Source organism: Niallia sp. FSL W8-0177 (genome assembly GCF_038006285.1).
Lineage (GTDB): Bacteria > Bacillota > Bacilli > Bacillales > Cytobacillaceae > Niallia > Niallia circulans_A.
The window spans coordinates 311,047-335,640 of sequence record NZ_JBBOUX010000001.1 but is presented as its reverse complement, the minus strand read 5'-3'; the positions used below and the strand labels follow the sequence as shown (position 1 = coordinate 335,640).

Here is a 24,594-nt window from a genome sequence, read left to right as displayed (position 1 = left end):
CCACCGTACGTACGGTTCCGTATACGGCGGTTCAATTAAGATGAATAACGCAAAGTTTCGTAACGAACTTGCAGACTTTTCAGCCCTTGGCTTTCCCAATAGGAATTGCCGAGGGTTCTGTGTAATATGGGGCTTTTAGAAATGCGCCAGTACCCTTTTCGGGTGTTTCCCCACTCGTATGCTTTTCCAAAAGGAACTTTCAACCGAGTAAGATTTCTGACTCTTGTTTGAGGTTTCTTCCAATTCTTCCATAGACACATCCTTAATCTTCTTTTAATCCAGCTATCTAGTGATTTGAATGTGGAACTTGTATCTGCTAATCCAAAATAACCACACCACCCCATTAGATATTGGTTTAACATCTTGATTCTGTATTCCATGGAGTATGGCATCTTTCTTGAGGTAATCTCTCGTATTTTCTTTTTCATTCGAACTAGACTTGTTTTCGCAAGACGAACCTTTGGTTCTTTGTGACTCGTGAAACTAAAACCTAAGAACTTCCGGTTCCAAGGACGGTCTACCGCTGATTTCTTTTCGTTTACTTTTAAACGAAGTTTTCCCTCAATAAATCTTTGTACACTCGCCATTACTCTTAGACCCGCACGTTCTGTTTTCACATAAATATTGCAATCATCTGCGTATCGAACGAATTTATGTCCACGTTCCTCCAACTCTTTATCGAGTTCATCTAGAACTATGTTTGAAAGTAAGGGACTTAAAGGTCCACCTTGTGGTGTTCCTTCTTCTATACTTGAAATCACTCCATTTATCATGACACCAGCTTGGAGATATTTACGAATAAGTTTTAATAAAGATTTATCTGAAATTCGTTTCGCTAATGTTGCCATTAGTCGGTCATGATTGACCTTATCGAAGAATTTCTCTAAATCCATATCAATCACCCATCGATAACCTTCCTTTAAATAACCCTTTGCTTTCCGAATAGCGTCATGGGCACTCCGATTTGGACGGAATCCATAACTGTGGTCCGAAAATGTTTTGTCATATTCCTTTGATAAAATCTGCGAGATAGCTTGTTGAATAAAACGATCTGTCACGGTTGGGATACCTAGTAAACGCACACCACCATCTGGTTTCGGGATTTCGACTCGACGTACTGGTTGTGGTTCATAGGTTCCATTCAAAATCTGCGATTTAATGGTTTCCCAATTTTCGAGGATGTGCTGTCGTAAGGTTTGTACGGGCATCATGTCTACTCCATGGCTTCCTTTATTCGCTTCCACTCGCTTTAGCGCTTGTATCATATTTTGCCGTTCAAGAATTTGATTCAACATCACCATTTCGTTCCTTTCCGTGATTAGCTTATCTTATTATGCCCATCTGAACTCCACCCTCCGCAAATACCCTCGTGGGATTCACCACTACTTTCTAAGCGTGAGGTTTCTCTGTTTTCTGTGCTATTTCATTCTAGATGGAAAGCCAAGGGCTAATCTCTCTTAATTGTTCAGTCCTTCCGACTGGTTCTAGACCCAATCGTACTATGACCTCTGCTGACTTCTGATGATTCAGCTACTTGTCACCAAGTAGGTTATGAAGGGTACTTCACGTTTCCATCAGACCTCCCCGGGTAAGCACATGCACTTTCACACCATCTATCCGCCTCATTTACTAGGTATGACCTTCGACAGAAAGGACTTTGTTTTGTGTTGCAAACTCATCCAGTCGTAACTAGCCTTGTATGAGATTCGTGTTCCTCGGACCGGTGTTTTGCCTCCAGCTTCCTTCAGATTCCGCGTCACCACGGACACCCTAGCTCTTGGCTAACCTCTACTTCTGTCTTCGGGGTTCGGGACTCGCACCCTATAGTTCATGTGCATGCCGGGCGCACAACAAAAAGCTATCCCCATCCTAAAGGAGACAGCTTTTTTAGAAAAATACGTATCACTAAGCATTTATTCTAATAACCGTTTTGAGGGAAATATCATTGTCGGTCCTGTAATCAATTTCCGAATGACTGATGAAACCATCACTAGTAGTTTAAGAGATATGGATATTAGAGTGGCGAAAGAAGAAATGCTCCATTATTACTCTAATCTTCCTATACTAAGCAATCTAAAATTTATAAAATTCAGTATGATGATCTATTATATGATTTATCAAAAACAATTGAATATATTAGATATTGTGCAAACTAATAAAGAAATAGAAAAGGAAAATTTAAATATTGAGCCTATAGATAACCAAATTATTGAGAGCCGTCAAAATAAAAATGTGCATACAGATATTTCTCTCGAAAAGAAATTCTTAAATTATATTAAAATAGGAAAAAAAACAGGATTATTAGAAAGTTTTCATGCTATCAACAAACAAGGTAAAAAAGGGATTCTTTCCAAAACTAGTTATTTAAGAAGTCAAAAAAATATTGCAATATCTCTTATTACACTTGCAACAAGAGCTGCAGTGGAAGGAGGCCTGTACCAAGAAATTGCCTATAGTCTTAGTGATTCCTATATAATCAAGCTTGAAGAATTATCTAACAGCAGAGCAGTGGACCAACTTATCGAAAATGCTCTCATAGATTTTGCAGAGCGAGTAGAGAATTCAAAAAAATATAAGTACTCGAAACCCATTAATATTTGTCAAACTTATATTTTTAACCATCTTTATGAAAATATAACCCTTTCTGAACTTGCTAATTTAACTGGATTAAATCCAAACTATCTCTCTAACCTTTTTAAAAAGGAAGTTGGAATTTCTATAAAGGCATTTATCCAAAAAACTAAGATAGACGAAGCAAAAAACTTATTAAGCTATTCCAATTATTCCTTAACAGAAATCTCAACATTATTAAACTTTCATGACCAAAGTTATTTCACAAGAATATTCAAGCAGGTTACAGGTATCACTCCTAAACAATATATAAACAAAAATTGCTAAGCGTAAAAGTACGTTTTAATTTGGATGGTTCTGATAAGCTTTCCGTTATCAAGATATTTGTTAATTTTCATACAATGCTTGGAATGAATGAGGTAAAACATCTGTGAGATTAGGGCACAATCCACCCCAGGAGCGAAAAAAGCAACATAATCAAGGACATCCCCTATCTAATCAGTTTATACTAATAAAAGAGTAATAAAGAAAGGAGCTAAACTTTATGACAACGAGAAAAGAAATTTTTTCTTATGCAAAAGAAAAGTATGGTACAAATCCAGAGTATCCGTGGAAAAAATTCCAAAATTATGCTGTGTTAAGACATGTTAATCAGGGCAAATGGTATGGGTTAATGATGAATGTTCCTAAAAACAAACTAGGATTATCAGGAGAAGAAGTAGTAGATGTCTTAAATGTAAAATGTGAACCAGAATTAAAAAATCTACTTCAGAAAGAAGAGGGAATCTTACCGGCATACCATATGAATAAGGAACACTGGATTTCTATCATACTTGATAGCCCATACCCTAAAGCTGACATCTATAATTTACTAGATACTAGTTATTATTTAACAAAATAAAATATGTTTATTATAACCTTAAAAGGTTACAAAGAGATAATTTGCATTATAATGAATTCGTCCATAAATCTACAGTTCTCTCTTGTTTATAACATCTACATTTGTAATATCATAATAAAGGACCCTGCTTTAAAAAAAGGAAGAGTCCTTTATAAAACCCTAAATCTAGCTATTCAATATGGCAGGAGATAAAACCATTTAAGCTGATTATGAAATTAATCTGTGTATATGAACAGCAATATGAACTATTTCCTTAATGTTGAATGTGCCATTCCTAGCTTGAGATACAAACTAGCAATCTGTCAAAAAGCATATTATCTATATCCTTCACTTAGCCAACACTTTACATTCCATGAAAAAATTAGATCATTTTAACAGTCTCATTTTATAAAGAACCACTCTTATAAAAAAGCAATCTCCCTCATTGCTATAAGTATCCCTCCATCTAATAACTACTTACCAAATCCTTTTTTTTCTTAGTAATTATTTTAGATTCGGAAACGAAAAGGCCAGTTAGGGTCAACAATGTACCAAGAGCTGCCATCCAAGTTAAAGGCTCTTTTAAGACTATCATAGCCGTGATAACGGTAATTACAGGAACAAGATAGATATATACACTTGCTTTAATTGCCCCTAATTTCTTAATGGCTAAATTCCAAGAAACAAAGCAAACTGCAGATGCGCCTAATCCTAGAAAAATGATATTAAATAAGTAGATCGGTTGGGTAAAACGTTCGATTCCTAGTTTAAAGTCAAATAAATATAAAACAGGGATCATAAATAAAATACCGTATAAAAAAATCCGCCTTGTAGCTTGAATCGTATTATATCCATAACTACTAATTTTCTTCGTAATAACGGAATAGATTGCCCATATTAGAGTTGCTGCAACAGCTAGTAGATCACCTAATGGATTTACTTTAAAATTAGCAGTGCCATTAAAACTGATGAGAAAAATTCCTATTAAAGCTAGAATAAAACCAATGAAGAAATTTAATCGCAAAGGTTCACTTTTCAAATAATAATAAGTGAGAATAGCAGTGAAAAATGGCACCATCGCACTTATTACTCCTACATTAGAAGCAGTAGTAAAGGTCAAAGCAATATTTTCTAAGAGGTAATAAAGTGTTACCCCACATAACCCCGCAAGTAAAAATAAATAATGATGCTTTCTATCTTTCATTTTTAGTCGATATGGATAAATGCTGCTCAAGGCTACAATTCCAATGACAAAACGAAAGAATAATACCTCAATGGGAGTAAAATCAGTTAATAATATTTTTGTAGATATGTATGTTGTCCCCCAAATCATTATCGTGATAATTGCTGAAATATGTCCAAAATTCATCTTATTCGCCACTCTTTCCTTCTAGTTGAAACAATTTAATTTACACTATCTATATAAATATTTCGGTATTGTCCAGGCGTTAATCCAATAAAATCCATAAAATAATGACTGAAATGGCTTTGATCCACAAAACCAGTCTGAGCAGCTACATCGGTTGGTTTCATCCCTTGTTCTAATAGCTTCTTTGCTTTGTTGATACGCACTGTCTGTAAATATCGATAAGGAGTAATACCGCGAATTCGCGCAAATGAACGTAATAAGGTATATTTATTCATATTGCATACCGCCACCAAATCATCAAGAGAAATCGGATCAACATAATGCCTTTCAATAAATTCACAAACTTTTGATATTTCCTTGGTCATCTTATCCAATTTAATGTTTTTCTCTATGGCACTATATTCTTCAATCAATTGCTCCATTAAGAAATAAAAAGTTTCTTCTTTCTCCAAATCTCCTAACTCAGCCATGATCATTTGATGCAGTCGCTGTAATAATTCTGCATGTTCACTACGGAAGACGACTGGATCTTTAAAGGAAGGCAGATAGTCTTTACCAGTGATTTCTTCTACCACTTTTCGCATTACTTCTGGTGTAATATTTAAACAACGATAATCTAAGGGCTCATCATCCATTTGTTCACAAGCATGATTATCAAATGGATTAAAAAAGATAAGATCTCCACTATTAATAACATAATCTTTGTTTCTACATGTCAATTTTCTTTGACCACTCTCGATAAAGCCAATAACGTAGTATTCATGAAAGTGATTAGGAAACTTTTGCATAATCCCGTGAAATCGATAGGCTTCAATTTGCAAATCTTCATCAAAACAAATTTTTCTTTCTTCCCTTCTCATCTGATACTGTTCCCCCTTGTCTTCTGTTTAAATAGCTTAGCATACTTTTATTAGTTGTTCTTGTAGGATATTGACTAAAAAAGCTTTAATCAAAGAAAAAAAGCGTCAAAACCATTTATCCTGGTAATAGACGCTGCTAAGAAAAAAATTGCCGCATTTTTTCCATAGCTTAGTTCAAACTTATCTTCAAAATTTTTTCCTATAATCAAAGAATCATTTTCCGCAAAGATGCTCTTCTGCTTTTATGGTTAGCCTAAAGAGACTAGCTTTATTACATTTCGAAGAAGTTATCTCTTTCTACTTTGCACACTCTTAGCGCAAAGCTCTGGTACCACTCTTTTTTTCCCAATTTCTGCGCAGCAAGATGGACGGAATTTTCCTTCCAATTCTTTATTGCCTCTAAGGAATCCCAATAGGAAACAGTAATGCCCAGTCCCTCATCACGTGCACTTTCTACACCTAAGAAACCTTCCTGCTGTGAAGCTAACTCTACCATTTTTTCCGCCATTTTTCCGTAGCCTTTGTCACCTTCCGTTCGCTGGGAAGAAAAGATAACCGCATAGTAAGGTAGTTTAGGAGTTTTAGCAATCCCATTCATTTTTAGTTCCTCCAATACGTCTTATTTTCCAATCACTTTTAATAGATGATTATAACATCGTTTTACGTTTAGTCTGGTAAATTGCTATTTAACAATTGATTATATTCACTCCAAAACTCATCATACATATTTTTATCAAAGTCATCAGCAATTCGTTTCTCTTTTGAAGAACGAAAGAAATCCCTTGCCTCTATTGCAAATTGACAAACTTGAAATGTATATTCGTTTCTACTAAGCTTAACATTTAAATCGGGATAGTAGATGCTGCCTGATTGATTGTCGGTACTAGTAAACTTAACAAAATCTGAAAGAAATACGTCATCCCCACAATGTTTTACTGTCCAATGAATGGAAATAGGACAACTCGTCATCAATATTAAACCACATCCATGGAGAATTAACCCTTCATCATCCTCGGGAGCACAAAGATAATCATTATCTAATGTTCGTAACAAAGCTAATGCTGATTCACTAATCCCCCATTCTTCATCTATTCCGGATTGAGTAATAACGGTGTCATTAACCTTTAAATATATTTCTCCATGAGAGCATAGATCCTCTTCTGAATCAGTTGATCCTAGCCAGTATTGTTTCTTGATATTGATTTTAAACAGTTGCATTGTTTAACCCCTTATAATCCATTTCTAATTTTAATCAAACTTTTAATTGCTGTTATTACTACGTCTGGACGATCAAGATAAATAGAATGACTAGAATTCTCAGCAAAAATTAATTCACTATCTTTACTAAGTAGGGCCTGTTTCATAATAAGCTCTGCCCACTTATCTTCTAATTTTCTCATCTCCCACTCGGGCAGTCCCTCCGCAATTCCCAATTGAATGTTATATTCTTTATCTCGTCCAATAACTATTAGAGGCAAATTAGGAAAAACCCCCAACCTCTTTATTCGTTCTCCATCCTTCTTCCAATTACACATTTCCAGGTACATCGTTTTATATAAGGCAGGACTTGTCTGAAAGTCAAGGACATGCTCTTGGAGATGAAGTGGTAGATTTTTTTGTTTATCCGTAAGAGTAGGTTTTACTATTTCTTTTAGTTCAGCTGGTTTCATTAGCGAGTAAGAATGGCATTTCTCTAACCAGACCTCATCCGTACCAGTCTCATCTAGCACTGGTAACTCTAATTCATCTAATTCTTTTAAGTCAACAGAAGTGGAATCAATCAATACGATTCCGGCAATTTTTTCTGGAAAAACCTTGGCATAATGCTGTGCACATAAACCACCATAAGAATGTCCAACTAAAATAACGGGCTCAAAAATATTTAATCCGATCAACAATTGACTTAATTCATCTATAACTGCGTTCGTATTACGTATCTCTTCACTTAATGGACTAAGCCCGAGTCCTGGTCTATGAAACATAATGACTCTGTTTGATTTCGCTAATGATTTTGTTACTTGATACCACTCATAAAACGAACAACCCATTCCTGTAAGTATAACAATAGGAATTCCTTTACTGCCTATATGTAAAAGTTCTATTTTCTTCTCTTTTACCATTATAAATTGGTTAATCTTATTCACCCCTGCTTTGGAATAATAGTTCTATCTCTTCCTTTTCCAATAACTTACTTATTCTATATAGTCTTGTATATTCCTTCTTCTGTTCCATGCCCTGATAGTTTGATAAAACATCCTTGTTTTTTAGTAAGATAAAGCAATTAATTCTATTTAAGTGAATGATGATAAATAAAAACAGACAACATTAGTTGTCTGCAAAAAATAGAAATTATGTTACCTGCCTTTATGTTTATTTTTAGCCTTTTGAACCTTGCAATTTCTAATATACGTCCTTTTTTCTTCTCTTAGCTGTTTATTTTTAGCTGATTTTGCTTTCTTCCGTTGTTCATATTCAGCCTTGATGGCTTCTTGTGCTTTAGAAGAAACAGAGCATTGCTTTAATTCTTTTGAGACTTTTCTTTGAATTCTTTTAGGATTAATTTTCTTTTGTGATTTCTGACAAATAGGTATCCCTATTTGTTGATTAGATTCAATAACCCTTAATAATTTTCTGTTCACAAAATCTAATACTTCCTGATCTTTTGGTTCTTTACCGAAAATATATCGGCAGGCTTTAAGTTTATTTTCAGACACAATTTCTATAAGCCCTATATAAAATTGACCATCATAATAAATGGTTAGTTTCATTATAGGTCCCTCCTCCATTTATACTAGAACGATGGACATCCCGAGGAGGGGAAGGCTACTGACATTAAATTTTTTAATGCATTCGGACTACCAACCGAATTGTGTTTTTTCATTCCAAAATATATTATACAATAATTTACTTTTTATGTAGAGTTAATGGTAAAAGATTGTTTAACTCTGTAACTGATCCTACTGAATTATTCTCCTACATTTATGATAAAAGAATTTCTTTATTTAGTACTGGAAAGCCGCTTAGTGCCGTAAGCGTATTAAAAAAACTCGTTTAGCAATTTAACTGTTGTAAGTATTGAGGCAAATTCTTCGTGCAATGTAGCTAGAGATTATGGATAGTAGCTGCATCATAATATGTACCATCTTGGACCTTCATACCAAAAGCAGCTGTTGCAAGGAAATCCCCATTAACCCTTTTTTAGGGACTATTTGTAATCTCTGCACAGTGAAATTATACCTGTGCTAGCCCGCCATCTACGAACAATTCAACTCCCGTCAAGTAACTGCTTTCGTCTGAAGCAAGGAAAGTTACAGCGTTTGCTACTTCTTCAGGTGTTCCAACTTTTCCAGATGGAACAGTATTTTTGCTATTTTCCATTACTTCTTCAAGTGCATCACCAAAAAGTTCATCGTATGCAGGTGTAAGAATAGCTCCTGGACTAACCACATTTACACGGATTTCAGTACCTTTTAGGTCAAGAATCCAGTTGCGAACTAGTGCTCTTAATGCTGCTTTAGATGCTCCATATACACTAAACGCTGGGTTGCCAATTGATCCAGCAGTAGAGCCTGTTACAATAATAGAACCTACTTTGTCCGGGAATAGTGATAACGCTTTTTGAACAGTAAAGATGGTTCCTTTAACGTTAATGTCGAACGTTCTATCAACCTGCTCTTCAGTAATTTCACCTAATGGAAGGAAGTTGCCGATGCCTGCATTAGCAAAAAGAATGTCCAACTTACCTTTTTCCTGCTTTATAATGTCATATAGTTTGTCTAAGTCTTCAAGCTTAGAAATATCACCTTGAACACCGGTTACGTTCTTGCCAATTTGGTTAACAGCTTTATCAAGTTCGTTTTGTCTACGTCCCGTGATATAAACATATGCACCTTCGTTTACAAATTTTTGTGCTGTAGCAAGACCAATCCCACTAGTTCCACCCGTTACAAGCGCTATTTTACCTTCAAATTTACCCATACTTAACACTCCTTTAGAATTAATTTTATTTTATGTCTAGTACCTTAAGTACTTGAAGAACAACTTACAAGATATAGTATCCTTCAGTAAGCACATTATCGGAAGTACCCACTTTTTTGTGATATAGTAACTAAAAAGTAATAAATGTGGAATGGAGAGCTTTAGACATGAAAAAATTTAGTTGTGGGTTTGAAGTGACAAAGGAAGTTATTGGCGGAAAATGGAAAGGCCTTGTATTATACTTTTTAATGAATGGACCAAAGAGAACGAGTGAATTAAAGCGCATTATCCCAAATATAACTCAGAAAATGCTGATTCAAACACTTAGAGAGCTTGAAGCCAGTGGACTTGTGAGCAGAAAGATGTATAATCAAGTACCGCCGAAGGTTGAATATTCATCCACTGAACTTGGAGAATCTCTTAAACCTATCTTGCAGGAGCTCTGTCAATGGGGAAGCCATTATGCGGAGCAAGAGTATGCAGAAGGTGAATATGAAATTGTACAACCAGAACAAGTTTCATATCAAGATAATATCATTTCATAGAGATCTAAAGGGATTAGTCATCTTAGTCAATACCTTCAGAATAAGGTTTAGGAATACTTGAACGCACTATCAAGATATAATTACATAATGTAATACAGCATTACCTAAAAACACGGAGCTACTTTAGATTAGATGATTCTTATTATTATTTTAACTTTATAGTTTGGTGTATCTGATATATTTTCTAAAATTACAAAAAGAGAAAAACAATATATTAAAAATTATTTCAGATGATACTATTAAAAATTAGTCGAGATAAACTCGGCTATTTTCATTGTCTAAACTTTTCGCTTGTTATTCAATTATCCTGCCCTGATAGTGATATTAGAAATACCTTTTTTAACAAAAAGAAGCGTTAACTCTTAAACTAAGCGTTAATCTTTCTTAATCTATCGAAATGGTTTGGATAGAAACTAAAGCAAATTCTCGCGAAATTGTTATTACTAACCGGGGAAAAACTGGCTTTAAAGACTTTTTTGGACTAGATAAATCAGATTTAGACTTTCCTGTTTCATAATAGTGGTTTACAGACTATAATAAAAAACTTTCTTTATTGAAGGTGTTTTTGTGGGCCATTTTTTATAACATTCTAGTTAATCTTTATTACGTTATCCTGCCCTTATAGTTACAAGGGACTCCTTCTTTTGAAATGAAATAAGCATTAACTGCCAGTTTAAGCGTTAATCCTTCTCAACCTAAATTATGGTTTAAAACAGTAAAAGTCTAATTCTATTATATTCACACGAATATTCGCTTTATTTTTGACTGCGTATTTATCTTGGACATTGCCTATTCCTATTTTCCCTTCTCTATAACTTTGTTAAAATACTGCAACACTATAACACTTTCCTATTATAAGTAAAAAAAGCTTATATCATTAGGTTAGGAGTTTACTAATATTTTCGAGTGTATTTACATGTATATTTTTTCTTCTTGCTTCATCAAGAATTAATTTGGCACTGCGTCCAGTTATAATATTATTTCCTTCCATTAAAGATCGTGCTGTACTTCCACTTTTAAAGATAAACTTGGACATTATAATCCCTATAATTTTTGGTGATATCGTTGAAAGTAAAGTATTTAAAGCATCATAACTCATTCCTCGCTCCTTCATTATAGGCTTTAGCTGTCTAAGATTGATGGAAATGTTTCCTAAAGCATCGATAGAATCCATCAATCCTATAAAACTCCCTTCTTTTAAAACTTCTATTTCAACAGCTACATTTAAGAGGAAGTGGTTCAATAAGAACTTTTTAAAGTTAGTCTGCCTTTTAAGGCTGAATTCTGCTTGCTCAAATAATGTGTATACTTGCTGAACTCGTTCTTTCGAAGCCTTCCCTATATCACCTATCATAATAATAGAAGAAAACGCACCATTAATTGTGTTTGTCCCTACTGTTCCCCCGCCAGCACCAGGAAACCCGAATATAATTTGAGTTTGTGGTAATATTTCTGTCTGCTTGATTGGATCCTCCCAAAAGTTATTAAAAAACAGTACAGTAGCGTTATTCACCTTATTATTCAATGTTTTTACAACAGAACTGATTTGTTCAATATTGACGCTCACAAAAATCAAGTCATAGTTATGATTTTGTGGAATTTCATATATTAAGTTAGTTTCCCACGATACATTAATCTTTTTAGACTTCCGTTTCCTCCGATCGTCTAGCTGTAAGTTCAGCATTGGCGTATACTTATCTATTGATTCTGGTCTAATATAAAAGGCAATATTATTTCCATTTTCTTTAAAGATCCAAGCATATTGAGTAGAAATCACCCCACGCCCAATAACTAAGATATTCATTAAATCCCCCTCCAGTTCGTTAATTGAACAGTTGTTGATTTAATAGTATCATTTGTATTACAGGAAACAATCATCAAAAGCCATGATATGTTGATTAATGAACATCATACTAAAATTGTTGAGGTGTGGAGATGGAAAGAAGAAAAAGGAGAACGCAAAAGCTAATAATAGACACTTTTTTCTTATTACTTAATGAGAAACCGTTTGATAAAATCACAGTAAATCAAATTACAACATTAGCTGATATTAACAGAGGCACTTTTTACCTTCATTATCAGGATAAATATGAATTACTAGAAAAAACCATTAAAACCTATATAAATCAAATGGACCAATACTGTCTTCATAATCAAGAAATGACTATTAACTCACTTACTTTAGCTTTTGATTACTTAAAGGAAAATTACAATTTTATTGAACCCTTATTGAGGAATGAAGGGTATCAACTATTCCAACACGAACTCAAGTCATCTATATCTTCCTTTATTGAAACTTCCGATTTATTTGATCTCCGCGTTGTTAGTATTTTGAAAAGAAGGGCTATCATATCAACTATTCTAGGAACTATTGAATGGTGGTTAGCTGAAGATGAATTGAACACAGATCCATCAGAAATTGCTGCTGAATTAAAAGATATAATCTTTTCCATCATTACATAAATTTATTATATAATCTTGGTTTAAATATGGGCTGCTTCTCTTGGGGAGTATCGATAGTAAGAACACGAAATACCATTTCCTTTTCTAAAGAGATATTGTTGATTTTTTCGTGATTAACAGCTTTAAACTTTTTGAAAGACTTTTAACCTAACAAAATTCTGTGTTAGTAAGTGCGTAATCATAGTTACTGTCGTGTTTAGTAGGGGATTTATAATCGTGCTAGCCGATAAAAGGCTATTAATAGCTTTTCGCCGCAAATTTAATTATCTTGTAAAACTTGAAGCTTTCTCCCCTACTTTTCCTTAACACTAGAACCGTTATTTACATTTTTCGCCTTAACTCCTCCAGCTTGTTTTAAACAATTGCCTGATTTTATTATTTTATAACGTTTAAGTTCAACTTCTTTATTACACACATTGCAATAGCTTTTCGGTCAAAAGAAACCCTCTATAATAGGGCGTTGTACCAAATATCTCCATTAAATATACGGTTATTATCTACCAAAACGACTCTTAAGTTCCCAGAAGAACTTAAACGTAATTTTTGTTGATAATACCTTAAAAGTTGCTGCTGCGTACGATTATCGCTTTTATAGTGTAAAATGACTAAACTTTTATTTTCTATCTCTACCAAGCTTCTGAACATTCCATTTATATGGCCATCATCTCCGTTAAAACCATAACCAATCACACATACTATGTCTGATTCAACAAAATGATCATAAAGATTAACATACTTTCTTGACATACTGACAGAAGTCAAAGGTTTAACTCCACTTTGAGTAAACATAAATGGTACAAGAATTCTTCCTTGTCTCTCCTCGGAAGAAGGTTCTGTTAAAATTTCATTTTTGTATGGATCATAGTATTCATTTACACTTCCATTTAAATGATACACAGGTGTTTCTGCTAATTCTGTCCCTGCTAATACCTGTTGTACAAAATTGTTATAATTGGTAGTTCCCACAGCTTTAATATGAAAATAATTTCTTAAATTTATTAAGTCGTGATAATATCCGGGACCATCTGAAATTCTTGTTTCATCAACATGGACTTTGTTAGTAATATATCTTTGAACAGTATGAAGGAATATAGCAATCCGACTAAATTTAGCCCATTGCGCTTTCGGATTATACAGATATCTAAAATGACTATCTATTAAAGCTTGGTAATCCATTGCTTGGCAATAAATTTCTTCTAATATGCTTCTACCAAGTTCTCTAAACACTGTAAGTCCGTCTGTATCTTCCTTTAAATCAATAGAGGTTTCTTCAATTACAATTTCCATTCCAGTTTGTCCAACACCTTGATAATTCAAAGAAAAAACCCCTGATAAATCATCAAATACGTTTAATTCATCAGGTGCTGCAGTAAACAATTCTTCGTTTAGCTGCGAAACAAGACTTTGACCAATTGCTCCAACCAATAATTCCAAAAAAGCCCTTACAATTCTTTTCAAATAACGATCTGTTGGATATTTTTCTAATAATCTTAAGAATGCTGAAAAATAGTCAGATTCAAACAACAATACACTGGAAGCAAGCTTCTCATTTAACCGAATTGCTTGATTATATCTCATATCACCAATTTGTTCGCCTGTTTCGTTTGTAAACTTATCACGTATTATTGTTTCATTAAACTTCCATTTATTTAACAGATCGGAAACGTTTTCATCAAAATGATCCAGATAATCCAAAATGTTGCTTCTTCTATTTTCTAAACTTGAGGCAATAAGGCCTTCAAACTCTCCTTTTCCAAAAACATTTAATCTCTTACTCGCATAGTTATCTGGAAGCCATTGAGTAGCAATCTGTGACCTAGAGTCTAGGCTTTGAATCTGGCTTCTAAACGTTTCTTTATCTTTTTCATTTGAAACTCTAAATATTTCTAATGCAAACTTCCCTCCAGAAGGTAAACCATAACCTATTTCTGCACCTGCTCCGAAAAATACTGATAATGTTGGTAAACTCAAGCATCTTCACCTCAGCCATCTATTTTCTATTATTTTACTTCAATATTCAAAAAGTTAGAACACCTCCCCCAAAAAAGCACTCTACATACATGAATCATTGAACTCCTTGTTATTCTTTTCCGCTATATTCTAAAATATTTAAACCCTCAGATGCCTCTGGTGCTTCAAAAAATTTAGTAACATGAATAAACACCGCTTCTGTGTCAAAAGTTGATCTTTCTGGTTGTTCATTACGCCTTTGTGCGATTTGACGTAAGCATTGCTCGTTATTTAGATTAAGGAAAATTAGTTGATGGCTTGCATTGACCTCTGACGCCATATCAAAAAACCACTTTCGCAGTTTTTGAGTGTTTGCTGGAAAATCCATTACTACATCTGTACCAACACTTAATATGTTTTGGACATGCTTTTTCACCAATGGCTTGAGCTGCGCTGAGAATTTTAGATAGTCCTCAAATGATGCAATTTGATTGGGATAAAGAGATGAAAGCCACTCATCCTCAGAAAACAGTACCGCATGTTTATCTATCGCCAATTGCTTTGATTTAGTTGATTTTCCAGCTCCCATTTTTCCACAGAAAAAGTATAGAGTCCCCAATTTTTTCATTTTTTTTAGTTATTCTCCTCTTATTAATATTTAAACGTTAAGATTTATATCCAGTATACTTATTCTACCGATATCGTTTATTTTCCTTTTTTAGCAAACCCGCTCTTTAATTCCATAAAAAGAGATGCCGTAGCACCTTCTGTTCCTAAATATAAGTCTAGTTAAAATGTAAGCCTCACATTTAATTTTCATTATAAAAAGATTGACACATAACCAACAATAACACTATACTGTTAATAACAGTAATATATTGATAAAAAGTTCATTACATTAAAATTAGGGGGCTCAATTTTTTATGAAACATACAGGGAGACATACTGGTGCATTTCTTTTGCTGTTTTTAATGGAGGGAGATAATTATGGTGGAAAACTGTTGCAAAAATGTAAGGAAGAGCTTCCCATCAATCCAATTGATAGCGCCATACTATATCGCACACTAAAAAAATTAGAGGAAGAAGGTGCCATTGATTCTTATTTAGATGTTTCTGATCAAGATAAACCGGTAAGGATGTATAAAATCACTACACTTGGAAAAAGAAAATTAGAAGAATTTCAAATTGATATTCAAGAAAAAATTAAAAATTTATCATTTTTCCTAGAAAAATACAAAAAATGGAATTGCGAAAATAATGGTTAATGGAATTGTTTTATATACGATAACTGCAATTTATCTGAGCCTGTCTTTTATAAAAGACAAATATAAAACAAAGGTAGCCTTATTAAGCTCATGGAAAATGTTTCGCAATGTTTTACCGGATTTATTAGCCATTATGCTCTTCGTTGGGCTCGCACTTTCTTTATTGACACCGTCTCTTATTTCTTCCATTATTGGGGAAAATTCCGGTTTACTTGGTATCCTTTACTCAACAATCATTGGATCAATTGCTATAGTCCCAAGCTTTATCGTTTTTCCTCTTGGACATACATTAGTTCAAAATGGCGCTGCTCTTCCACAAGTTGCTGTATTAATGTCGACATTAATGTCTGTAGGACTGGCAAGTTTATTTATGGAGCAAAAAACTTTTGGTCAAAGTTTTGCTTATGCCCGAAATATTTCTGCCATAATAATGTCTCTTCTATTTGCATTAATTATTTGGGTGGTGATGACATGAAAAAGCTAAAAAGATATCGCTTCTTTCTCATTTTATTATTAGGGCTTCTGCTTATAGCATTTATGAATCAAACGATTGCTGCAAAAACAGTTCAGTTAACTGGTAAAAATATTTTGGATATGTTAATTCTACTTCCTCCAGTATTTATATTAGTGGGATTATTGGACCAATGGGTAAAGAAAGAAACACTCGTTAGATATATGGGGGAAAAATCAGGTATAATTGGTGTCCTCTTCACCTTATTATTAGCAACAGTAGCTGCTGGACCTCTTTATATAGCCTTTCCAATCGCAGTACTTTTATTGAGAAAAGGAGCTAGCATCCGCTATATAGTGTTTTTTTTAGGGGCTTGGTCAACAGTGAAATTGCCAGTTCTAGTGTATGAATTTACTTCATTTGGTCCTAAATTCACACTTATTCATATTTGTTTCGGAATCGTGTTTTACTATTTAACAGGAATTCTTTTTGAAAAAATGTATAGCCAACAAAAGTTGCTAAAGTATGATACAACTATCGGAAAATAGATTTAAATCATTTAGTATTTTAAACCCCACAATTCCAAATTCTTTAGTAGCTGTAGTCATTAAATTGATAACACTCTATTAGTCTTTTTAAAAGCAATACAAATAAAACTCCAACGAATTATAGAAACTCATTTAATTTAACGTCACATACACTTCGCCCAAAATGCCTGAAACCCTCTTGATAATCTCCCGGTGGAAGGCAATTATATGTTTCTATGGGTGAAGCCATTGAACGAGAAACTATTAGATTACTTAGGATTGTACTCGTAGTATCTATTATAGAAAGCCTCGGTTAAAGACTATGTATAATTATTTTGAAGTTGAACTTATTTAAATACACCTTTTCTTTTGCAAAGCCAATCTTCTAAGGCATCTTCGTGTTGCTTAGTGAATAATTTCGGTATTTTATTTATTGGAAAGTACTTCAAATCCAATGTCTCAATACCATCTGCAGTAAGTTCCCCATCAATTGGCTTACATTGAAAAAAGTGAGTAATAGTCTGAGCTTTATCTCCGTTCGGAAACTCAGCAGAATATATAGAGTAGACACCAATAAGATGTTCAACCTTAACATTTAATCCTGTCTCCTCAAGAATTTCTCGTTTTGTTGTTGCTTCAAGAGATTCTCCTAGTTCCATAGCACCGCCTGGAAAACCCCACTCATTTCCATCTCCCCTTTTTTGTAAGAGAATCTCATTTCGTTCGTTATAAACAATACCTCCAGCAAAATTAAGAAATATTAAATCTTGTCCCACTTTTCCACGAATATAGCGAATGTAGTCACTAGATGTAGTCATAAATTTCCTCCTATATATAAAATACAAGTTAATTATATACCAAATAGAATAAAATGGTATTTCAAGTTATATTTTTCCGTCTTCCACTAATTCCCTTTTGTTTAATAACTTAATAAAAAAGCATTAATCCTTCTTAATCTTAATTATGGTATAATAAAGAAAACGTCTAACCCTTATGTATCAAGGGGTTAGACGTTTCGTTTTTATTTTTTATTCTACCAATGTAGAGTTAACATATATTTCTTAATGCTATTATTTTAGTGATCCTAAATATTCCTTTTGATCGATTTAATTGCATTAAAATGCATTCCTTCATGATATAGACAAAAACTTACTAATTCTTTCACTGTTGATAGGGTAAGACCTGTAGAAGTAGTGTAGGGTATTATCTCATCATCTAAACGATCTTCTAAATTTTGCTCTATTCTGTTTAATTGAATTCTTAGTAGCTGAATTAATTAATGAATCGTTGGTAACTCTTGATTTCCCCATTCGGCAGCCTTTATACCCGAACCGAACAATTCCATAAAATCATTTAGTAATTGAGTTTCTTCCCCTATAATTTGAAAACCTTTTAATGGTAGTGAATTTATACATAAAACTAAGGAAAAGTGGTTATATTCCAGCCTTATACTTATTGCATTTCTATATAAATTCATTTAGCTTTGAATTAATTCAAAGCTTTCTTTTAAAGGTAAATCTTCACTACTAGAACCGATATAAACATCAAATTGACCTGGCTCGCTAGCAAAGCTTAAATCACTTTGATAAATTTTCAATTGCTCCTCTGTAATTGTAAATGAGATTGTTTTCACTTCGCCTTTTCTAATAAATACCTTTTTGAAGTCTTTTAGTACCTTTACTGGTCTAGCAGTACTGCCAAACTGGTCTCTTATGTAAAGCTGCACAATCTCATAACCGTCATAATCCCCAGTATTTTCAACCTCAACTGTTACAATTAATTCATCATGGCTATTTTGCCTTATTAACTTTTTATTAAGTGAGACAGAGTTATACTGATAAGTTGTATAAGATAATCCATAGCCAAAAGAGAATAATGGTTTATTAGATTCATCAATATATCGTGAAGCAAAGCGATAAAAAGCATTTTCTGGCAGATCTGGTCTCCCTGTGTTTAACTCATTATAATAGATTGGTATTTGTCCAACACTCCTTGGGAAAGACATCGACAGCTTTCCTGATGGATTACTTATCCCATAGAGAATATTCGCTAAGGCCTTTCCTCCCATAATACCTGGAAACCAAGCCTGTATAAGAGCATCTGAGTGTTTTTCTACGTCGGTTAAAATTAACGGACGTCCACTATAAATGATAGTAATTATTTGTTTATTTAATTTTTTTATAGCATCGAATAATTTTTGTTGAGGTTTAGGTAATGTAATCTCTGTACGTGATCCACCTTCACCACTCTGAAAAATACTTTCACCTAATGCTAGTATTACAATTTCAGAGTCCTTTGCTAAGTTAACAGCTTCTTCTATTAATTCATCATTACTTATTCTTTCATTTGGAATTTTATCTTCAAATTTTCCAAGTAAGTGTGCCGTTTCCTTCTCTATTAGATGTGATCCTCTGCAAAAAGGATTCTTATTATTCCCTACAATCTCATTTATCCCATCTTTCAATGTAATAGTGTCATTTATGTCACCTTTGATAGCCCACATACCTAGCGTTGATTTTTCATCGTGATATGGTCCAATGATTGCAGCCTTTTTGCCCTTTTCTAATGGCAAGACGCCATTATTCTTTAATAAAACAATCGATTCCTCACTTAACATTAAAGCAGTCTTTTTATGCTCAGAACATAAGATACTAGAGTTTTCTGCTGATCTTTCTTTTAATCCTCTATATGGATCTTCGAATAAGCCCAGATCATTTTTTAAGGATAAAATCCTATAAACTGCTTTATTTAGTAAATCCATCATTTGCTCATTGTTGTTAACAATTGCACCTAATTCATTAGCAAAAACCGATGTTTTCATATCAATATCAACTGTTGCTTTTAATGCTAGCTGCGCTGCTTCTTTCGGTCCATTAGCATAGCCATGAGTAATTAATTCCTCAACAGCTGCATAATCTGAAATAAGTACTCCCGCGAATTTAAATTCATCTCTTAATATCATCTTATTTAACCACTCGTTACCGGTTGAAGGTACGCCATTTAAAGTATTAAATGCCGTCATAACAAGCTTCACTTTTGCTTTTACTGCCGATAAGTAACCCGGTAAATATACCTCCCGCAATGTATGCTCAGACATATCTACTGCATTATACTCACGCCCTGCTATAGGAGCTCCATATGCTGCAAAGTGTTTAACACATCCAGCAATTTTATTTTTCGGTATTTTTTGCTCGGAATTACCTTGAAGTCCTTTTATTACTCTTTCTGCAAATAATTCGGCCATAAGCGTATCTTCTCCAGGAGATTCCATAACACGGCCCCATCTTGGATCTCTTACAATATCAACCATAGGAGAAAATGTAACGTGTAATCCTTCTTCATACGATTCCTTAGCACTAATGGAAGCTGCTTCTTCTATTAAATCAAAGTTCCAACTACAAGTTTGTGCCAATGGAATGGGAAAGATAGTTCTAAATCCATAAATAATATCTGCCATAAAAAGCAAAGGAATTTTATGGCTTGAGTTTTCTAAATATTTCTCTTGAATTTTAATTATTTCATGAGCATTAGTAATATTTAAGATTGATCCTGTATGATAAATATTATAATTTTCATTTAATCCTAATTTTTTTATTGGACCAGTTATCGTTTCTTCCGTTTCATTAGTAAAAAAATCTCCAGTTAATTGCACAAGTTGACCGATTTTTTCCTCAACGGAAAGAGAATCGATTAGAGCCATAACTTCATTTTTTTGCATCGATACTCCCTCCTTATTATTTTGTTTGTTGGTTATCTTTATATCCAAAAAGATAGGTAAGAATAAATGCCACACCAAACCCGATTAGGGATACTAATAAATATCCAAAAATTTGACTATTCAGAAATAGCAAAGTCCCTGGAATAGCTGTGATAGACATTCCTGTGGCTGATAAGTGCATTAACCCAGCTACAAATCCACCAGCAGCACCCCCTATTAATCCCATAATAAAAGGCTTCCCGTATCTTAATGTAACACCAAAAATAGCTGGCTCAGTAATTCCTAGTAATGCAGACATAGTGGAGGGATATGCAATAGCCTTAGTTTTCACATTTTTTGATTTGACCGCGACTGCAAATGCAGCTCCTGCTTGAGCACAGATCGAAGCAGTACTTATCGGGTTAACCAAATTTTTTCCTGTATCAGCAAGCATTTGGATTTCAATTAAATTAAGAGGATGGTGCAATCCTGTTATAACGATTACTTGATTAATCCCACCATAAATTAAACCACCAATACCAAATGGTAATTCTAAAACATATGTTACTGCATGTAATAATAATAATTCTACTTCATGAAAAACAGGACCAATTAAGAAAAACGCTAAAACTATCATAATTAATAAAGTGAAGAACGGAGATAAAATTAAATCGAGAGCACTTGGCACTCTTTTTCTAATAAATCCTTCCACCTTTGCTCCCAAAGCCCCAACAATAAATGCAGGAAGAACAGAGCCTTGATAGCCTGCAACTTTTATAATTCCGAAAAATTTTAAAGGCTCTGCTACATTTTGTGCAACATCCCATGATGTGGGCAAACTTGGATGTACAAGCATTAACCCTAACAGAATTCCTAATAATTGCGAACCTCCAAATACTTTGAAAGCAGACCAACAAACTAATACAGGAAGAAATGCAAAAGCAGTATCTGTTAATATTTGAGTAAACTTAATAAAATTATCTGAAATATGATCTGGCGTTAAACCAAATACTGCGAGGATATCAGGTTGTAAAATCAATCCTCTTACTCCCATAAATAACCCAGTAGCTACCAATGCCGGTATAATTGGCACGAATACATCGCCGAACAAACGTATCATTCTTAAAAAGATATTATCATCTTTATCTGAAGCAATCTCTTTCAATTCAGACTTTGTTGTTCCAGATACGCCTTCTTGTAACATCGCATCATAAACATGATTTACTGTACCCGTTCCAAAAATAATTTGATATTGACCAGAAGTAAAGAAGAAACCTTTAGCAAAATCAATATTTTCAATCAATTCATCATCAATTATATCCCTATCTTTTACAATTAATCTTAGCCTAGTAGCACAATGAGCCATCGAAATAATGTTGTCAGTCCCACCAATACCACGTATTACTTCTTGAGCAATATTTTTATAATTTTTATTACTCATTTCTCCCCCTCATTTCTGTTTATTAATTATCAAAAACACGCGTAATTTACGCTAACCACACAAACAAGGATAACAGGAATACGTTTACATTACGTTGCATTTTCTTACTAATTAAGGGTCATTTTTTGACCTTTTATAGTATTTGGGATTAATATTCATAGTTGATCGAAAATAGTTTCTAAATGATTTTACATTTGAAAAACCTGATTCATAGGCAATTTGTGTAATGGTTTTATCTGTTGTATTCATAAGCTCAATTGCTTTTTCTAAACAAAGATTTCTTTTAAAATCTATGAAAGTCTGTCCTGTTATTGTATGAAATAATCGAGAGAGATACGCTTCAGAATATCCACAAGCATTGGCAATTTCCTTTAAGCTAGGATTATCTTTATAGTTATTTTTTAGATGCCTTATTACAATTTCAAGTTGCTTCAATTTTAATTGTTTTCGATTATTATCTTCACATTTCCCATTAGCTCCAGAGGAAAAATTTGTTACCAATAAATATTTTAAATGAAGTATTTTACTCTGTTCCAATAAGTAGTCATATTCGTTCGTCGATACATGGTATTCTATAATTTCAGTTATTATTTTCCTAGTATAGTCTATTACTTGCGCATCATATTTGTTTTCGCAAGTGCTTAAATGAATCGATTTATTTTCTTCTTCAAGAAAATTTCCAGGAAACTGAATAATGCATACATGATTATGAGTTATACTTTGGGTAGAATGTGGGGTATTAGAATTGATTAATAGCAAATCTCCCTTTCCTAGGGTAACAATTTTCCCTTCATACCAGACTTTTAGCTTTCCTTCTACACAATAAATTAGTTCAGGACTATCGTGCCAATGCATAGGTATAATTCTTTCTGTATCTTTGGCTTTGAATGAGAAAAATTTTATTGTTTTTTTCTGATTTATTTCAATATATTCATATAGTTCACCCATCAGTAATTTATCCTTTCGCCCCTATTAAACATTTTCCATACATTATAGCAGATTAATAAAATGAAAGAATTTAAAACAATCAGTGTATTAATAAAAACTTATTAATCGCTTTCTCATTTCAAACAGAATTGATTATAATCTTTAAATTCTAATGTCATCTATTCTAATACAAAAAAGGACTCCCTTTATAAAGAAAGTCCCATTTTATATTGGTTTTCATACCGTTCTTTATTCACATTACTGATATATTCAATAGCTGGAATCTCGTTCTAGCTTTTTGATTTTACGCTTATCTTTAATCAAACGATTAAAAGACTAAGCCTTTCCCCATCATTACTTCCATCCTCTTTTAATTAACAGCTATAAGGGAGGCAACGGTCATTATGATAAAAATAAAAGAAATGGTAAACCATATTGTATTTTTAGTAGTGCTATCTTCCTCTTGTATTTTCTTTAATAAGGATACTAGATTTAAACAGAAAATAATGCAATAAACTGGTAGTAAATAAAAACCAAAAATAGCAAAAAACTCTATCATTCATTCACAACCTTAATTTTCGTATTTCCTAAACTTATAGATATTATGATTGTACATTAATGTAGAGTCTAATTCTAATTCTAATTCCATCTATATCATCTTTGCTAAATACTCATTTTCTGTTTTGATTTACTTCTACTTCATCCACATCTGCGGCACATCGAAAACCTAAATTGCCACTCGAGCTATCTATCGTGTTGCTTGTCCTTGCTGCCACTCGATAGCGATTACAATAGGAATCATGGCATAAGTAGGATCCGCCACGCAGCGATTTTGTGTTACCATTTGGAGGTCCTTTTGGATCTTGCAGGGAATCTTTCTGATGGTATGTGGGATGAAACCAGTCTGAACACCATTCCCAGACATTTCCCGCCATATTGTAGAAACCATATCCATTCTCTTCAAAACTGTCTACTGGCGCTGTCCCTAAATAACCATCTTCTATGGTATTCACTGTAGGAAACTCCCCTTGCCAAATATTACACATATGCTTCCCGTTCGGATTTAGCTCATTCCCCCATGGATATTTATTCTGTTCTAATCCTCCGCGGGCTGCATACTCCCATTCAGCCTCTGTTGGCAGCCTTTTGCCAGCCCACTTACAATAAGCCATGGCATCATTCCAAGATATATGAACAACAGGGTGATTCCAACGATCTTCTATCGAAGAATTGGGACCTTCTGGCTTTTTCCAATATGCTCCTTCTACTACACGCCACCAAGGTGTATTTCTGGGAGCTCTTGTATATATAGCAGCATCTTCCTTTGCTAACAGCAAATGAAATACAAAGGACCAGCCAAATTTTTCTGCATCTGTTTTATAATTTGTTTCTTCTATAAAACGTGCAAATTCCTCATTAGTAACTGCATATTTATCCATATAAAAGGGGCTTATCTTAACTTTCCTGATTGGTCCTTCTCCATCTAAGGGAAAACCATCTTGATCCTCTGTTCCCATTAAGAATTCTCCTCCTTGAAGAAGAAGCATATTTTTGCGGGAGTAAGAACTATTTTTTGTGAAAGTAGCATCTTCTCTTCCGAAATTTATAAAGTCCATTGACTCTCTACTTGCAGAACAACATGATTTGCTTTGTAATTCCTTATCCATACT

24 protein-coding genes and 1 pseudogene are annotated in these 24,594 nt (G+C 33.7%); 7 read left to right on the top strand and 18 right to left on the bottom strand.

Translation table 11 applies throughout. From position 1 onward, the window contains the following. Positions 1-35 precede the first annotated feature (35 nt). Positions 36-1,298, bottom strand: a complete 1,263-nt coding sequence (gene ltrA, locus NST77_RS01640; protein WP_171510276.1) for a group II intron reverse transcriptase/maturase — start codon at positions 1,296-1,298, stop codon at positions 36-38. 673 nt (positions 1,299-1,971) lie between these two features. Here ltrA and NST77_RS01635 point away from each other — a divergent pair. Then, positions 1,972-2,898, top strand: a complete 927-nt coding sequence (locus tag NST77_RS01635) for an AraC family transcriptional regulator (RefSeq protein WP_341122685.1) — start codon at positions 1,972-1,974, stop codon at positions 2,896-2,898. Between the two features lie 217 nt (positions 2,899-3,115). Further along, positions 3,116-3,472 (top strand): MmcQ/YjbR family DNA-binding protein, encoded by a 357-nt coding sequence (locus tag NST77_RS01630; protein ID WP_095330201.1) that lies wholly within the window; start codon positions 3,116-3,118, stop codon positions 3,470-3,472. A gap of 445 nt (positions 3,473-3,917) precedes the next feature. On the opposite strand, the gene NST77_RS01625 is transcribed toward NST77_RS01630, so the two are convergent. From NST77_RS01625 to NST77_RS01590, 8 genes and pseudogenes are all read right to left on the bottom strand, one after another. Further along, complete coding sequence (locus tag NST77_RS01625; protein WP_163188072.1) at positions 3,918-4,820, bottom strand: DMT family transporter; 903 nt, start codon at positions 4,818-4,820, stop codon at positions 3,918-3,920. Positions 4,821-4,855: 35 nt separating this feature from the next. Beyond that, complete coding sequence (locus NST77_RS01620) at positions 4,856-5,680, bottom strand: AraC family ligand binding domain-containing protein (protein WP_061797809.1); 825 nt, start codon at positions 5,678-5,680, stop codon at positions 4,856-4,858. A 271-nt stretch (positions 5,681-5,951) separates the two neighbouring features. Beyond that, positions 5,952-6,278 carry an antibiotic biosynthesis monooxygenase family protein gene (locus NST77_RS01615; RefSeq protein WP_095330202.1) on the bottom strand — a complete coding sequence of 109 codons (327 nt, stop codon included), beginning with the start codon at positions 6,276-6,278 and terminating at the stop codon, positions 5,952-5,954. Between the two features lie 68 nt (positions 6,279-6,346). Continuing rightward, the gene (locus NST77_RS01610; RefSeq protein WP_095330203.1) at positions 6,347-6,898 is read right to left on the bottom strand and encodes a hypothetical protein; all 552 of its coding nucleotides are present in this window, start codon (positions 6,896-6,898) and stop codon (positions 6,347-6,349) included. 11 nt (positions 6,899-6,909) lie between these two features. Continuing rightward, positions 6,910-7,824 carry an alpha/beta fold hydrolase gene (locus tag NST77_RS01605; RefSeq protein WP_235850272.1) on the bottom strand — a complete coding sequence of 305 codons (915 nt, stop codon included), beginning with the start codon at positions 7,822-7,824 and terminating at the stop codon, positions 6,910-6,912. Between the two features lie 210 nt (positions 7,825-8,034). After that, positions 8,035-8,448 (bottom strand): DUF2992 family protein, encoded by a 414-nt coding sequence (locus NST77_RS01600; RefSeq protein WP_163188070.1) that lies wholly within the window; start codon positions 8,446-8,448, stop codon positions 8,035-8,037. A 269-nt stretch (positions 8,449-8,717) separates the two neighbouring features. Then, positions 8,718-8,854, bottom strand: a pseudogene (locus NST77_RS01595) (cysteine hydrolase); the annotation flags it as partial. Positions 8,855-8,911: 57 nt separating this feature from the next. Continuing rightward, positions 8,912-9,658 carry an SDR family NAD(P)-dependent oxidoreductase gene (locus NST77_RS01590; RefSeq protein ID WP_123259046.1) on the bottom strand — a complete coding sequence of 249 codons (747 nt, stop codon included), beginning with the start codon at positions 9,656-9,658 and terminating at the stop codon, positions 8,912-8,914. A 167-nt stretch (positions 9,659-9,825) separates the two neighbouring features. Between NST77_RS01590 and NST77_RS01585 the strand changes: the two genes are divergently transcribed. After that, the gene (locus NST77_RS01585; RefSeq protein ID WP_047942800.1) at positions 9,826-10,203 is read left to right on the top strand and encodes a winged helix-turn-helix transcriptional regulator; all 378 of its coding nucleotides are present in this window, start codon (positions 9,826-9,828) and stop codon (positions 10,201-10,203) included. An 877-nt stretch (positions 10,204-11,080) separates the two neighbouring features. On the opposite strand, the gene NST77_RS01580 is transcribed toward NST77_RS01585, so the two are convergent. Continuing rightward, positions 11,081-12,007, bottom strand: a complete 927-nt coding sequence (locus NST77_RS01580; protein ID WP_163188068.1) for a 2-dehydropantoate 2-reductase N-terminal domain-containing protein — start codon at positions 12,005-12,007, stop codon at positions 11,081-11,083. Between the two features lie 131 nt (positions 12,008-12,138). Between NST77_RS01580 and NST77_RS01575 the strand changes: the two genes are divergently transcribed. Beyond that, positions 12,139-12,666, top strand: a complete 528-nt coding sequence (locus tag NST77_RS01575; protein WP_163188066.1) for a TetR/AcrR family transcriptional regulator — start codon at positions 12,139-12,141, stop codon at positions 12,664-12,666. A 447-nt stretch (positions 12,667-13,113) separates the two neighbouring features. Here the strand turns inward: NST77_RS01575 and NST77_RS01570 are convergent, their stop codons facing one another. After that, positions 13,114-14,637, bottom strand: a complete 1,524-nt coding sequence (locus tag NST77_RS01570; RefSeq protein WP_123259043.1) for an SIR2 family protein — start codon at positions 14,635-14,637, stop codon at positions 13,114-13,116. A 109-nt stretch (positions 14,638-14,746) separates the two neighbouring features. After that, entirely contained in the window at positions 14,747-15,244 is a 498-nt protein-coding gene (locus tag NST77_RS01565; RefSeq protein WP_123259867.1) for an AAA family ATPase, read from the bottom strand. Between the two features lie 295 nt (positions 15,245-15,539). On the opposite strand from NST77_RS01565, the gene NST77_RS01560 reads away from it, so the two are divergent. Genes NST77_RS01560 through NST77_RS01550 form a run of 3 tightly spaced genes read left to right on the top strand, consistent with a single transcriptional unit; the run spans position 15,540 to position 16,880 of the window. Further along, positions 15,540-15,881 carry a PadR family transcriptional regulator gene (locus tag NST77_RS01560; protein ID WP_123259041.1) on the top strand — a complete coding sequence of 114 codons (342 nt, stop codon included), beginning with the start codon at positions 15,540-15,542 and terminating at the stop codon, positions 15,879-15,881. Continuing rightward, on the top strand, positions 15,874-16,356 hold the full coding sequence (locus NST77_RS01555; protein ID WP_163188064.1) for a hypothetical protein: 483 nt from the start codon (positions 15,874-15,876) through the stop codon (positions 16,354-16,356). The genes NST77_RS01560 and NST77_RS01555 overlap by 8 nt, the downstream gene beginning before the upstream one ends. Further along, the gene (locus tag NST77_RS01550) at positions 16,353-16,880 is read left to right on the top strand and encodes a permease (RefSeq protein WP_341122682.1); all 528 of its coding nucleotides are present in this window, start codon (positions 16,353-16,355) and stop codon (positions 16,878-16,880) included. Before NST77_RS01555 ends, NST77_RS01550 begins: the two co-directional genes overlap by 4 nt. Before the next feature lie 326 nt (positions 16,881-17,206). Here NST77_RS01550 and NST77_RS01545 read toward each other — a convergent pair whose 3' ends face one another. From NST77_RS01545 to NST77_RS01520, 6 genes are all read right to left on the bottom strand, one after another. Next, positions 17,207-17,677: an NUDIX hydrolase gene (locus tag NST77_RS01545; protein WP_341122681.1), complete on the bottom strand. Its 471-nt coding sequence runs from the start codon at positions 17,675-17,677 to the stop codon at positions 17,207-17,209. A 458-nt stretch (positions 17,678-18,135) separates the two neighbouring features. Next, positions 18,136-18,336 carry a hypothetical protein gene (locus NST77_RS01540; RefSeq protein ID WP_095330218.1) on the bottom strand — a complete coding sequence of 67 codons (201 nt, stop codon included), beginning with the start codon at positions 18,334-18,336 and terminating at the stop codon, positions 18,136-18,138. Continuing rightward, positions 18,337-20,577 carry a beta-glucosidase BglX gene (gene bglX, locus NST77_RS01535; RefSeq protein ID WP_163188060.1) on the bottom strand — a complete coding sequence of 747 codons (2,241 nt, stop codon included), beginning with the start codon at positions 20,575-20,577 and terminating at the stop codon, positions 18,337-18,339. A gap of 16 nt (positions 20,578-20,593) precedes the next feature. After that, positions 20,594-21,997, bottom strand: coding sequence for a sucrose-specific PTS transporter subunit IIBC (locus tag NST77_RS01530; protein WP_163188057.1), 1,404 nt, complete (start codon positions 21,995-21,997; stop codon positions 20,594-20,596). A gap of 111 nt (positions 21,998-22,108) precedes the next feature. Beyond that, a complete protein-coding gene (locus tag NST77_RS01525; RefSeq protein WP_123259028.1) occupies positions 22,109-22,945 on the bottom strand; it encodes an AraC family transcriptional regulator in 837 nt (278 codons plus the stop codon). Between the two features lie 650 nt (positions 22,946-23,595). After that, positions 23,596-24,591, bottom strand: coding sequence for a formylglycine-generating enzyme family protein (locus NST77_RS01520; protein ID WP_095330221.1), 996 nt, complete (start codon positions 24,589-24,591; stop codon positions 23,596-23,598). Positions 24,592-24,594 lie beyond the last annotated feature (3 nt).

Coding starts and splice junctions, on each gene's coding strand:
- NST77_RS01635 (WP_341122685.1), top strand. CDS start 1,972: ATGACTGATGAAACCATCACTAGTAGTTTAAGAGATATGGATATTAGA.
- NST77_RS01630 (WP_095330201.1), top strand. CDS start 3,116: ATGACAACGAGAAAAGAAATTTTTTCTTATGCAAAAGAAAAGTATGGT.
- NST77_RS01625 (WP_163188072.1), bottom strand. CDS start 4,820: ATGAATTTTGGACATATTTCAGCAATTATCACGATAATGATTTGGGGG.
- NST77_RS01620 (WP_061797809.1), bottom strand. CDS start 5,680: ATGAGAAGGGAAGAAAGAAAAATTTGTTTTGATGAAGATTTGCAAATT.
- NST77_RS01615 (WP_095330202.1), bottom strand. CDS start 6,278: ATGAATGGGATTGCTAAAACTCCTAAACTACCTTACTATGCGGTTATC.
- NST77_RS01610 (WP_095330203.1), bottom strand. CDS start 6,898: ATGCAACTGTTTAAAATCAATATCAAGAAACAATACTGGCTAGGATCA.
- NST77_RS01600 (WP_163188070.1), bottom strand. CDS start 8,448: ATGAAACTAACCATTTATTATGATGGTCAATTTTATATAGGGCTTATA.
- NST77_RS01590 (WP_123259046.1), bottom strand. CDS start 9,658: ATGGGTAAATTTGAAGGTAAAATAGCGCTTGTAACGGGTGGAACTAGT.
- NST77_RS01585 (WP_047942800.1), top strand. CDS start 9,826: ATGAAAAAATTTAGTTGTGGGTTTGAAGTGACAAAGGAAGTTATTGGC.
- NST77_RS01580 (WP_163188068.1), bottom strand. CDS start 12,007: ATGAATATCTTAGTTATTGGGCGTGGGGTGATTTCTACTCAATATGCT.
- NST77_RS01575 (WP_163188066.1), top strand. CDS start 12,139: ATGGAAAGAAGAAAAAGGAGAACGCAAAAGCTAATAATAGACACTTTT.
- NST77_RS01565 (WP_123259867.1), bottom strand. CDS start 15,244: ATGAAAAAATTGGGGACTCTATACTTTTTCTGTGGAAAAATGGGAGCT.
- NST77_RS01560 (WP_123259041.1), top strand. CDS start 15,540: ATGAAACATACAGGGAGACATACTGGTGCATTTCTTTTGCTGTTTTTA.
- NST77_RS01555 (WP_163188064.1), top strand. CDS start 15,874: ATGGTTAATGGAATTGTTTTATATACGATAACTGCAATTTATCTGAGC.
- NST77_RS01550 (WP_341122682.1), top strand. CDS start 16,353: ATGAAAAAGCTAAAAAGATATCGCTTCTTTCTCATTTTATTATTAGGG.
- NST77_RS01545 (WP_341122681.1), bottom strand. CDS start 17,677: ATGACTACATCTAGTGACTACATTCGCTATATTCGTGGAAAAGTGGGA.
- NST77_RS01540 (WP_095330218.1), bottom strand. CDS start 18,336: ATGAATTTATATAGAAATGCAATAAGTATAAGGCTGGAATATAACCAC.
- bglX (WP_163188060.1), bottom strand. CDS start 20,577: ATGCAAAAAAATGAAGTTATGGCTCTAATCGATTCTCTTTCCGTTGAG.
- NST77_RS01530 (WP_163188057.1), bottom strand. CDS start 21,997: ATGAGTAATAAAAATTATAAAAATATTGCTCAAGAAGTAATACGTGGT.
- NST77_RS01525 (WP_123259028.1), bottom strand. CDS start 22,945: ATGGGTGAACTATATGAATATATTGAAATAAATCAGAAAAAAACAATA.
- NST77_RS01520 (WP_095330221.1), bottom strand. CDS start 24,591: ATGGATAAGGAATTACAAAGCAAATCATGTTGTTCTGCAAGTAGAGAG.